The organism is Saprospiraceae bacterium, from assembly GCA_016719615.1.
Classification (GTDB): Bacteria; Bacteroidota; Bacteroidia; order Chitinophagales; family Saprospiraceae; genus Vicinibacter.
The window spans coordinates 252,013-264,157 of sequence record JADJYQ010000006.1 but is presented as its reverse complement, the minus strand read 5'-3'; the positions used below and the strand labels follow the sequence as shown (position 1 = coordinate 264,157).

The following is a 12,145-nucleotide window of genomic DNA, read 5'->3' as shown; positions in this document are numbered from 1 at the left end:
CTGCGTTTTTATTTTCAACACAAGAGAAAAGCCAAAGACTTAAACTTTATATTCTAATAAAAAATTGCGGATATAAAGGTCAAAACTTTCCTGATTGTAAAACTTTACTTCAATGGGTATGGCGTATACATCAAATTGATTTTTTTGAAAAAAAGTTTGAAACAATTTTAAGCGGGTAGCATCTTTTTCAGTAGTTAAGATCATTTTGTTGGAATGGGACACCTTCTGATATTTTTCAACCAGACCACGCAATTCCATTTCTGTAAAATAATGGTGGTCCTCAAAATTGATGCTGTTTACGTTTGCCACCCGATCGTTTAGATAATCTTCAAGATAAGAGGATTGGGCTATGGCACTAATCAAGGTAATATCTAAACCGGGATTCAATTTGAATATTTTTTCCGGATTAAAAATATCATAGGGCACCCCATATTCAATTTTTGAAAAAAACAAGGCTTGTTGCGGGTGCAATCTCAATTCTTTCCTAAAACTAATAAAATCGTCTTCTGTTAGATTTTCAGGGCATTTGGTGACAATTACAACATGTGCTCTGCTGGATCCATATCGCCATTCTCTAAGACGGCCACTTGGAAGCAGGAAATCTCTCGAATAGGGCCTTGCATATTCGGTAAGTAAAATATTGAGAGATGATTTTACTTCCAGATGTTGAAATGCATCATCTAATAAAATCAATTGAAGATCGGGCATCTCCCGGATCATTCGAGGAATGCCAAGCGCACGGCTTTCAGAGACAGCTACAGGCACATCCCTAAATTTATTTTTGATTTGCTGAGGCTCGTCGCCCACCTGTAATGCATCATGAGATTTGTCCACCCACAGAAATCCACTGGTTTTTCTTTTGTATCCACGACTAAGAACTCCAAGTTCAAGAAAATCTTTTAATAATCTGATGAAATACTCTACATGTGGAGATTTTCCGGTTCCGCCTACGGTAAGATTTCCAATACAGATTACAGGAAAACTAAAGCGCACTGCTTTAAGAATGCCGGAAAAATATAAGACCTGGTAAATACTTACACCAAGTCCATATAAAAATGAAAAAGGAAGAAATAAAAATGCAAGAAGTTTAGACAAATTGAAATGAATTAAAACGAATGTAAATAAGAAAGCATAGGAAGTGCCACCGTCGCATTACTGGAAACTCCACGCAAACCCGGTTTTTTCTCAGTGCGCTCAATATCCGTTAAAGAATAATCAGCGCGTAATACCAAACGGAAAACATGAGAACCGGATTTATATTCTGCACCCAATCCGAGGACAAAATCAACAGCTGTAGATTCATAAAAATCTTTTACGTCTTTATACAAGGAGCTGTAATAACCAAATACATTTTCTCTTGAACTTTCTGCAGTTGACAACAAAGCTAACTGAAATCCTCCTTGAAGAACCAGACCCATTTTGCCTAAGGGTTTTGAGCGATAGTCCAATAATAAGGGTATTTTAAGGTAGGTCAAATCTGTTTTATAATCTGCATCTTCGTTTCCGGCGGTCTCGTATTTTTGACCCTGAGCTGAATAAATAAAACCCGTTTGTATTGCAAAATGAGGATCTAATCGATAGCCCAAATCCAATCCAAAAGAGGGATGTAAAGTGAGAACATAATCAAGTTCACCGCCTTCATCTGAATCAAAGCTGTTAAAAATCCAGCTTATTTGATTCGAAACATGGATTCCAGCAAACCAATTTGAAGATTGCGCATTCAACTTAGTAATACCGAAACAGAATAAAATCAGATACATTGAGCATCTCATAGAATAAAAATTTAAAGTTTTAAAAATTTGCCTGATTTGAATCTGAATGTACACCACATTTCAAAATGACATTGCCGATCATGCAGCTGGTACATTTTTTATGAACACAATAAGACTGATAAAGTTGTATACCCGCCTGACTGTGGCCAGCATGTCTGAGTACAAAGTTATAATTTTTCCACATATGTGTTATGCGATTTGATTCAACTTTTAAGGTCTCTAAAAATCGCAATGCTTTTTGACAATGTTTCTCTTCTGATTGTATGGAGCCGTATGCAAAAAGCACAGGACAGACCGCATTTATAAAAACCACATTTAGCGCGAAATCCCCGATAATTCTGGAAGAAGTTTTCGCGCTGGTTTTCCCAAAATGGTAATGCATTTTCCAATATGATGAAGGCTCAATTTTAAAAAACGGAATTAAATCCTTAATTTGATCAGTTTCAAGTACAAAGGATAGCCAAAGTTCTTTTGAATGAAGCATAGAAGCCAACTGTGCCAAACGCAGCGAGGGAAAATGCGCAGGCCGCATCCGAAGAAATTTCCATTCGACCGGATCCAAACTATGAATCAAGTGCTTTTTTTGAAGAAATTGAAAATCTTTTTTTAAAGCTTTGGCATATTGATCTTCTCCGGGAGCTTGTAATAATCCAGCGGTTCCCAATAACAGAGCTTCCAACATGAATAGGTCGTGTTTATACTTATTGAGTAATGTAAAAGGGACTCTACATAATAAAGCTTCCATAGCGTTCATATTCACAGGGGCTACTAAGTAAGTCGCTATTTTATGAAAAAGTAAGGCTTCCCAATCAGAGCCCAGGTTTTGCCAATCCTGTAAAATTTTTTTGGTTTTCACTTCAAAGCGTTCTATCATTAACCGTTCTATAAAAATGGCTTTTAAAGAGTCACTAACATTTGTTAGTTGATGGTGGCAGGGGATTGGAAGTTCAGATAACATTAATTGTTCGTATTTCATGAAGAGCTCCCTAGGTAAATAGTCTTTGATTTCGAGACAAGCCAGTGGACTTCCATGGAGTTGGATTTCTGTATTAGATTCCCAAACCACGTGCAATATGGTGTTGTTGTAATGTGGATCTTCTACATGGCCATGTAAATTCCAATCCGATGAGCGGACATGAATTTCAACATGCCCGACCCACAGAACGCCACCAATTTCAATACGTGCAAAGAGAAAATCAGGTCCCTGATCGGCATTGAGCAGGCCCGGAGAACGAATAACAAGTTTTTCACCTGTCGTTGTAAAAAGTGCTTGCTGAGCAAGCGTTTTGGAATTCCAAAAATACTGGATAAGGTCTTCTTTCATAGGCTTACAGATTTGAAGGGAAATGACCCTTACGATCTGAAAGCACTATTTTTTTCTATAAATGTCGAAATGGTGTTTAACTAAATTTTTTGAATCAATAGTGCCCTCTTCACGAGAAAGGAGTTCCCAATTTTCGAGCTCAATTTCGGGAAAGTAGGTATCACCTTCCCCATTGTAATCGACAAAAGTGATATACAATTTATTCCAATAGTGCTTTGATTGATTGTAGATCTCTCCTCCGCCAATAATGAACAATTCTTTTTCTCCATTTTGTTTGGCCAGTAAAATTCCTTCTTCAATGGAATGGACAATGATACAATTAGAAACAATGTAATAGGGATCTCTTGTGATAATAATATTAGTTCTATTAGGCAGAGGCATTCCAATACTTTCAAAACATTTTCTACCCATTAAAAGGTGATGACCGCTAGTCATTTTTTTAAAAAACTTGAGATCTGCCGGCAAGTACCAGGGAATTTGGTTGTTAATGCCAATAATTCTTTTGGAGCTCATGGCAACGATAGCAGAAATGATCATGTTTTTTTCTTTTTAGTGATCAAATCTTTACGTACCATTAGATCATGTAAGTCTCTTCTTTTAATGGCTCCATTCAAATATTTTTCGATCATCAGACTGGCCATTGGAGCTGCCACTTCCCCGCCCCAACCGGCATTTTCCACATATACGGCGATCGCAATTTTTGGATTTTCTTTAGGTGCAAAAGCAAAGAAGACAGAATGGTCTTCGCCATGAGGATTCTGGGAAGTTCCCGTTTTTCCACATATATTGATATCCGGAAAATATGCTTTAAAAGCAGTTCCAGATCGAACAGCCATTTCCATTCCGTTGATGATGGGCTTAAAATGTTTTTCATCAACAGGCACTTTATTTTGCTGCCGGAATTTTTCAGGTATTAAATAATTTCCACTGTCAAAACTTTTGATCAAATGAGGTGTATAATAAAATCCCTTATTTGCAATAATGACAGCGAGATTGGCCATTTGTAAAGTTGTTAACTCAAGCTCACCCTGCCCAATACCAACGGATACAAAATAGGTAGATCTCCATTGATCCGTTTTATAAAGGCGTGTATAATATTCTGAAGTAGGTATGCTACCGTTGCTTTCAGTAGCAACATCACTGTAAAGCGGGCGACCTAGTCCAAAAGCGCTTAGATACTTGCCCAATAAATCAAGACCATATTGTGGTTTAGTGAATCCCTTGATTTCTATCAAATCCCTGAATGCCTGAATAAAGTAAGCGTTGCAAGAGTGCTGTAAGGCAATTTGTAAATTATATGGTGACGGATGGATATGGCAACCATAACTTACATTTCTATAATAATATGCACCAGAACAAGGATGCGAAGTATTTTCATTTAAAACACCTTCCTGCATGGCAATCAAAGAGAGTATTGGTTTAAAAATGGAGCCCGGTGGATATTTTGCATTTGCTGATCTATCAAATAAGGGTTTTAAAGAATCCCGCAGTAAATACGAATAAGCCAATCCACGGTTATTGTGAACAGACATCAGGTTAGGATCGAAAGTTGGGGCGGTGATCTGGCATAATATTTCACCTGTTGAAGGTTCAATAGCGACAATTCCGCCGACTTTGTGTTGCATCAAACTATCACCATATCGTTGCAGCTCGAGATCAATACTTAACTGGATGTCTTTCCCTGAAATTGCTTTTCTGTTTAATTTACCATTTTCATAACTACCAACTTCTCTTCCAAGATTATCTTTTAAAATAAATTCAACGCCATTAATTCCTCGGATGTCGTTTTCATAATATTTTTCCAGGCCGGCACAACCGATATAATCTCCAGGCCGATATAATCCATCCGATTCTTCAATATCATCCTGAGTCACTTCGCTGATATAACCCAAAAAATTCGCACCATGTGGTTCCGGATATCCGCGTATGGATCGCAATTCACTCGTAAATCCGGGAAATCTGAATAAATTCTCTTTAAATGGTAAAAAGATTTCCGGGGGAATACTTTTAATAAAAATAAAAGGTACGGATTTACTGTATTTGCCGGATTTCCAATCTTTATTTAATCCTGAAATAAAACGATCTTTATCAATTTTCAACAAACTGCAAAATAAAGCGGTATCCATATCCGGTGCAATACTTTTATAGTTTGCATAGAGATCATATGTTGGATAGTTGATAACCAAAATTTTTCCTTTTCTGTCATATAACAAACCCCGGGAAGGATAAATTAAATTTTGATTCAACGTAATCGAACTGGCTTTGGAAGAATAATGTGGATTAAACAGCTGGATTTTTGCAAGAGTAATGATGAGGATTGCAATGAATAACAACAGAATACCCTTTATAAGTTGATACCGGACATATTTTTTTTCTTGGAGCATACGGATGTTAAGATCTAAAACTAAAAAACAACTGTAATAAAAATATAACAATACCGGAAACAAAATAACTCAAGAGGGTTTTCAAAAGAATTTCACCGACATAAACAAAAGTAAAAACTTGTAGGATAAAAAACGAAAGAAAAAAGGCGAACAATAAAACGCCAGCATATTGTGCAAACCAAAGCACACCCATTTCATTGATCGTTGGTTCAGAATCCAATGGATAGCCATTTTTAGGCTCAAACAATCTTAAAACCAAAGGACGAAATACCATCATCCACAAGCAAGCACCTGAATGTACACCAGGAGAGAGATAAAACATATCAACACTTATGCCTACTATAAATGCAATCAATAGGATAAAAAACTGTGGAATTTTAAGAGGGAGCGTTAATAATACAACCGGATAAACGATAATAAAAATCAGATTCTGATTGTTTTCACCAAGATTTACCTCTTTTAGAACCAATACCTGCAAAAGCACATACAAGATTATTTTTACGGTATGGTTTATCCAAGTGTTACTCATACCGACTCATTTTTTTTTCAAGTTCCAATTTTTCAATTTTGTTTTCATTCGCTATAATGTAAACCTGATCAATATTTGTCATCGATTGGCTGAGTTTTACATCTATTTCATAAGTGAAAGAACCTTGATCAATTCGATATAATGAAACAGTTCCTATCAATAGATTTTTTGGAAAGACAACAGAATATCCACTCGTTACTACCGTATCACCCAAACGCACATCGGCATATTTTTGAATAGCTTGCAAGCTCATGGAGGCAGGATCACGGCCTTCCCAAACCAGGGGTCCGAAAAAGCCACAGCGCCTTAAGCGCGCACTGATGCTGGTCCCTTCATGTAGAACTGAGAGCACTAAACTGTAATGTTTACTCGTATCCGTTACTATTCCAACTATTCCTTTTGATGTTATGACGCCCATTCCTGGCGTAATTCCGTGTTTTCCACCTTTATCTAAGGTAATCATATTGTTTCGCCGATCCAAAGAATTATTGATGACCCGAGCAGGAATGATTTTGTAAGAAGCATCCGACCATTCTTTTATCTTTAATGAATCGTAAACATAAGATGGGTTGGATGTGGCATTAAAATTTTTTTCTAATAAAACAGCATGTGCTTGAGCTAAACTGTCGTAACGGCTTTTTAATGAAAAATAATTCAAAGATGCATTGATCTTTGATTGTATAGAAGTAGCTAACAACTGATAGGAATGTAAATAAATTTTGCGCTGGGCCTGATTGTGCTTAACGACCCAAAGGAGGCTTAAACTCTGTAAGAGTACAAATAAGACCAAACTTCCATGCTGAACAATGACTCGGGTAAACTTCCACATTAGTTCATTGTATTAAATTAATTTGCCCCATTTTAATTTGATGAGGTCAATTAAAATTAGATACTTTTCCGATCAATTAAAAAAGAATATCGATCGGTATTTTTTAAAGCCAATCCTGTTCCTCTAACAACCGCACGTAAAGGATCTTCGGCAACGATCACGGGCAATTTGGTTTTTAGGGAAAGCCTTTTATCAAGTCCTTTCAATAAAGCCCCGCCCCCGGTCAAATACAAACCAGTCCTGTATATATCGGATGATAACTCCGGTGGTGTCAATTCAAGAGCCTTTAAAACAGCCTCTTCAATTTTCATAATCGATTTATCCAAAGCCTCTGCGGTTTCTTCATATCGAACCAAAATTTGTCTCGGAATGCCTGTCATCAGGTCACGTCCATTGATAGGATAAGGCTGAGGCGGATTGTCCAATTTTTTCAATGCCGAGCCTATGTTGATCTTGATTTGTTCTGCAGTTCTTTCACCAATCAACATATTATGCTCGCGGCGCATATAATCGATGATATCATTGGTAAATTCATCACCCGCCACTCTAATAGATTGATCGCAGACGATTCCTGACAAAGCGATAACGGCAATTTCGGTTGTTCCACCTCCAATGTCAATGACCATATTCCCAATAGGCTCCTCTACATCCAGGCCTATGCCAAGAGCAGCTGCCATCGGTTCATGAATGAGATAGGTTTCTTTGGAGTCTACATGGTCTGCAGAATCAAATACAGCTCGTTTTTCAACTTCTGTGATCCCGGAGGGAATACAAATTACCATTCGCAAATGTGTGAAAAACCTCCGTTTGTTGCCGATCATATTGATCAAACCTTGAATCATGGCTTCTGCTGCCTGAAAATCAGCAATAACACCATCTTTCAGGGGTCTTATAGTTTCAATATTTTTATGGGTCTTCTCATGCATTTGCATGGCTTTATTACCAACAGCGATGATTTCTCCAGTTTTTTTATCAACTGCGACTATAGATGGCTCATCTACGACCACTTTACCATCCTGAATAATTAAAGTATTGGCTGTTCCCAGATCTATGGCTAATTCCTGAATAAAAAGATTAAAAAGTTTCATGTATATATTCCGTTCATTCTATTATTAATACGAATAAATTAAATTATCAATTTTACAATCCGGATATGAATTGAGGGTAGGGACTGCAAAAGTATAAAAAATAAAGCTATCAGGCACCAGCAGTTACCAGTATCATTTTATCAGGATCCAGATATTTTTCGGCCAACTCCCTTAATTTTTCTGAATTTGTCGTAAGAATTTCAGATTTTAATAAGTTAAAAGCATCGGCAGTGCCATATTCGCTGATTAGAATTTTAAGAAAAACAATGGTTTGAAATGGCCCATCCATGAGCCTGAGCATATTTCCACATAAGTAGTTTCGAACCATTTCTAACTCAGATTGGGGAATTAAATGCCGGCGGAGTTCGTTGAGCTCACTTTTAATAAGAGCAATTGAGGCTTCCAACTGCTCCGGATTGAGTTCGGCACTGATATAAAAGCAACCATCATGTTTTTGGGCATCGAGGTTTGAATGGATATCGTATGTGAATCCTTTGTCTTCTCTGATGTTCTTCATTAATCTTGATCCAAAATAATCTCCAAGAACAGTATTTAGTAGGTAAAGACCAAAGAAATCCGGATGTTGCCTTGCAAAAGTTCGGATGCCTATTTTTAGGCTGGTTTGAGAACTATGGCTGATGGGAATATGGAGCTTTTGTTGTTGCGCTTGCGGTAAAAAATGTGTTGTTTCAATTTCTTTTAAAGTTTTTGGAAATTTTTCCAAAATTTCTTTGATGCAGTTTTGATAAACCGCATCATTGGACCCGCAGTAAAAGGCAGTTAAAAAATCGGAACAATAGTTTTCACTTTGATAGCGCTTAAGATCCTCTGATTGTATAGCTTCGATCCTTTCTAAAGTCGTATTATAACCATATACGGTATCGGCACCATAAATAAGCGAGGTAAATTCGCGATAAGAAACGTAATCAGGCTCAGAGAGCTGATGTTGTAATTGAGATTTCAAAAAAACCTTTGCTTTTTGGAGATCAGTCTCCCGGTATGCAGGATTCAGAATGAGTTCAGATATAAAGTTCAGGAGTTCCATAAAATGCTTTTGAAGGCAACTCAAGGAAACTGTAGTAAAATCAAGATCCGCATGTACCGAAAAGTGGGCACCATAAAAGTCAATTTTGTCGGCAACCTGTTCGGCAGTATACTGCTCGGACCCTTCCATGATAAGATTGGCGGCAAGTCGGGCAGAAAGCTTTTTATGTTCGGTCCAACGGCCATTTCGAAAGACCAATTCAAAAAAACACAAACCCGGTTTCGTTGATTCCAATCCATAAAGCAAGCTGCCATTGCTCATTTTAGAGCATTTATACTCGGGGAATTCCAATTGATTCCAGTCCTGTATTACAGGTTCTATGTTAAGGGATTTAAGCTTCATTGCTCAATAAAGGGCTAAACCGACAGAATGATGTATTTTTGTGCTTCAATCAAGTGTAAACATAGAAAATACATGGCACTCGTTCCATTACATATCAAAATACAAGCCTAACTTTTATGAAATTCAGTGTATCCTCCGGTAGTTTTTTGGAAAAACTTAATATTGCTTCTTCAGCACTGGCATCAAATCCAGTCATTCCAATCCTTGAAGATTTTCTGATCCGATCAGATAAAAATAAATTATTCATTACGGCTTCAAACTTGGAACTCACCATTTCGACAAGTTTGCAAGCAGAAATCGAAAAAGAAGGAGTCATTGCAATACCCGGCAAAACGCTTTTGGAAACTTTAAAAGCCATGCCTGAACAGCCCATACATTTTGAAATCAATGATGAGACTCGTGGGGTTACAATTTCCTCTCTATCAGGAATATATAAGTTAGTAGGAGAAAAAGCTGACGATTATCCAAAAATATCTGGCCCAACAGATGAACCGCATTTTGAAATATTAACAGAAAAACTATTATTGGCCATCGATCGAACTGCTTTTGCGACAAGTAATGATGAAATGCGCCCGGCAATGAAGGGCATTTGCCTGAATATCGATTTTAATCAATTGACCTTCGCCGCTACAGATGCTCACAAATTAGTCAAATACAGCTTTCAGGACATTAAAAGTGAGGCATCAGCTACTATCGTATTGACTAAAAAATCAATGTTGGCTTTAAAATCAACTTTACCTAAGGAAGGCAAAATTAACTTACATTTTAACCGGGAGAAAGCATTTTTTAGTTTTGAGGATACACAGCTTTCCATGCGATTGATAGAAGCGAAATATCCTGATTACAATTCAGTCATTCCTGTTAATAATCCTTATCATTTACAGGTGAATCGATATGAACTACTTTCGTCCTTAAAAAGGCTTATAGTGTATGCAAACAAATCTACCAATCAGGTGGTATTTAACATTCAGGATAAAAGCTTAACCATTTCTTCTCAGGATGTTGATCTTTCGAATGAAGCCACGGAACAAATGAGTTGTACTTATCAGGGCGAACCGATGACCATTGGTTTCAGTGGGAAATATCTCATCGAAATGTTATCCAATATGGGCGGCGAAGTATTAAATCTTGAACTCTCAAGTCCGAGTAAACCGGGTATCTTTTTACCGGCCGAACAAGCCACCGGCGAACATTTACTGATGTTGATCATGCCGGTCATGAGCAATTATTAAGAAAGATGCATATCGGCTTGTTCTTTGGATCCTTTAATCCCGTTCATACAGGCCACCTTATCATTGCACAGCATATTGCAAATTTGCCAGAAATTGATCAGGTATGGCTGGTCGTGAGTCCGCATAATCCATTGAAGCAAAAAACAAGTCTGGCTAAGGATTACGATCGCTTGCATTTGGTGAATATATCTGTAGAGGACAATCCGAAAATTAAAAGCTGTTCGATAGAATTTCATTTACCACAGCCGAGTTATACCATCGATACACTTACACATCTCAAAGAAAAGTATCCACTTCACGATTTCGCTTTGATTATGGGTAGTGATATATTAACAAGCCTTCACAAATGGAAAAATTACGAACAAATCTTAAACAACTACAAAATATATATTTATAAAAGATCTGGAAGTCTAATACCGGATTCATTTTCAGAACACCCCGCTTTTCGTTTTTGCGAAGCACCATTATTGGAAATCAGTGCAAGTTACGTTAGGGAATGTATTCGGAAAGGTAGTTCTATCAGATATATGGTTACTGACAAAGTTTTTGAATACCTTGACGGAAGTACTATGTATAAAAGCGTGTAAAATTTTTCATTTCATCTTATAACTTTCAGTTTAATCCTGACGGAAAAAGTAATATTTTTTGAATGCTAAAATTAAAAATAATTGCAAGTTTGTGGTTCAATGATAAACACTAACGAACAAACCGCAATTCGGATCAGTTATCTGAGCATTTTAGGCAATAGCTTATTGGCACTTATGAAGTGGACTACAGGATATTTTGGAAACTCATTTGCTTTAATTGCAGATGCGATTGAATCCACAACAGATATTTTTGCTTCCTTGCTTACTCTTTTTGGTTTGAAGTATTCTCATAGGCCTGCCGATAAAAATCATCCATATGGACATGGGAGAGTAGAACCTTTAATAACGTTTATCACGGTTGCATTTTTGGTAACCTCAGCAACGGTCATTGCCTACGAGAGCATTCAAAATATCCAGACCCCACACAAACCTCCCGAATCTTTTACTTTGATTGTGCTTGCACTGATCATAATTTGGAAAGAAATTTCTTTTCAGTGGGTCATTAAAAAAAGCCGAACTACCAACAGTACGGTATTGAAAGCAGAGGCATGGCATCACCGGAGTGATGCGATAACCTCAGTTGCAGCATTTATTGGAATTTCTATTGCATTATATTTTGGCGAAGGCTACGAAGTTGCAGATGATTGGGCCGCACTCTTTGCCTCGGGGTTTATATTATACAATAGTTACCTCATTTTTCGTCCGGCACTAGGAGAAATAATGGATGAACATGTTTACGAAAACCTCGAAGAGGAAATTCGTAAAAAAGCATTAAGCGTGAAAGGAGTTTGCGGTACTGAAAAATGTTTTATTAGAAAGGCAGGAATGATGTATTTTGTAGATCTGCACGTGTTGGTAAATGCGGAGATTAGCGTTCACGAAGGGCATCATATTGCACATCGCGTAGTTGACGCTTTAAAACAAGAAATTCCACACATCAAACAGGTATTTGTTCATATTGAACCTTTTGAAAATTATTAAAACGAAAGGGCTAAATTTATTTTTAAATATAA

12 protein-coding genes are annotated in these 12,145 nt (G+C 37.2%); 3 read left to right on the top strand and 9 right to left on the bottom strand.

The features are described from left to right. Positions 1 to 39: 39 nt before the first annotated feature. The 9 genes from lpxK to IPM92_13695 form a co-directional block, all read right to left on the bottom strand. Positions 40 to 1,095: a tetraacyldisaccharide 4'-kinase gene (gene lpxK, locus IPM92_13735; GenBank protein ID MBK9109392.1), complete on the bottom strand. Its 1,056-nt coding sequence runs from the start codon at positions 1,093 to 1,095 to the stop codon at positions 40 to 42. An 11-nt stretch (positions 1,096 to 1,106) separates the two neighbouring features. Next, positions 1,107 to 1,772 (bottom strand): PorT family protein, encoded by a 666-nt coding sequence (locus IPM92_13730; GenBank protein MBK9109391.1) that lies wholly within the window; start codon positions 1,770 to 1,772, stop codon positions 1,107 to 1,109. 19 nt (positions 1,773 to 1,791) lie between these two features. After that, positions 1,792 to 3,096, bottom strand: a complete 1,305-nt coding sequence (locus tag IPM92_13725) for a DUF2851 family protein (protein MBK9109390.1) — start codon at positions 3,094 to 3,096, stop codon at positions 1,792 to 1,794. Between the two features lie 45 nt (positions 3,097 to 3,141). Further along, positions 3,142 to 3,630 (bottom strand): dihydrofolate reductase, encoded by a 489-nt coding sequence (locus tag IPM92_13720; protein ID MBK9109389.1) that lies wholly within the window; start codon positions 3,628 to 3,630, stop codon positions 3,142 to 3,144. Beyond that, positions 3,630 to 5,480: a penicillin-binding protein 2 gene (locus tag IPM92_13715; protein MBK9109388.1), complete on the bottom strand. Its 1,851-nt coding sequence runs from the start codon at positions 5,478 to 5,480 to the stop codon at positions 3,630 to 3,632. Before IPM92_13715 ends, IPM92_13720 begins: the two co-directional genes overlap by 1 nt. A gap of 7 nt (positions 5,481 to 5,487) precedes the next feature. Next, positions 5,488 to 6,009, bottom strand: coding sequence for a hypothetical protein (locus IPM92_13710; protein MBK9109387.1), 522 nt, complete (start codon positions 6,007 to 6,009; stop codon positions 5,488 to 5,490). After that, positions 6,002 to 6,838 (bottom strand): rod shape-determining protein MreC, encoded by an 837-nt coding sequence (gene mreC, locus IPM92_13705; protein MBK9109386.1) that lies wholly within the window; start codon positions 6,836 to 6,838, stop codon positions 6,002 to 6,004. The genes IPM92_13710 and mreC overlap by 8 nt, the downstream gene beginning before the upstream one ends. 56 nt (positions 6,839 to 6,894) lie before the next feature. Then, positions 6,895 to 7,926 carry a rod shape-determining protein gene (locus tag IPM92_13700; GenBank protein MBK9109385.1) on the bottom strand — a complete coding sequence of 344 codons (1,032 nt, stop codon included), beginning with the start codon at positions 7,924 to 7,926 and terminating at the stop codon, positions 6,895 to 6,897. Between the two features lie 109 nt (positions 7,927 to 8,035). Beyond that, positions 8,036 to 9,232 carry an insulinase family protein gene (locus IPM92_13695; protein MBK9109384.1) on the bottom strand — a complete coding sequence of 399 codons (1,197 nt, stop codon included), beginning with the start codon at positions 9,230 to 9,232 and terminating at the stop codon, positions 8,036 to 8,038. Positions 9,233 to 9,429: 197 nt separating this feature from the next. Between IPM92_13695 and dnaN the strand changes: the two genes are divergently transcribed. The 3 genes from dnaN to IPM92_13680 all read left to right on the top strand — a co-directional run bounded on the left by dnaN (position 9,430) and on the right by IPM92_13680 (position 12,113). Beyond that, positions 9,430 to 10,545 carry a DNA polymerase III subunit beta gene (dnaN, locus tag IPM92_13690; protein MBK9109383.1) on the top strand — a complete coding sequence of 372 codons (1,116 nt, stop codon included), beginning with the start codon at positions 9,430 to 9,432 and terminating at the stop codon, positions 10,543 to 10,545. 5 nt (positions 10,546 to 10,550) lie between these two features. Beyond that, entirely contained in the window at positions 10,551 to 11,132 is a 582-nt protein-coding gene (locus IPM92_13685; protein MBK9109382.1) for a nicotinate-nucleotide adenylyltransferase, read from the top strand. Positions 11,133 to 11,231: 99 nt separating this feature from the next. Beyond that, complete coding sequence (locus IPM92_13680; GenBank protein ID MBK9109381.1) at positions 11,232 to 12,113, top strand: cation transporter; 882 nt, start codon at positions 11,232 to 11,234, stop codon at positions 12,111 to 12,113. Positions 12,114 to 12,145 lie beyond the last annotated feature (32 nt).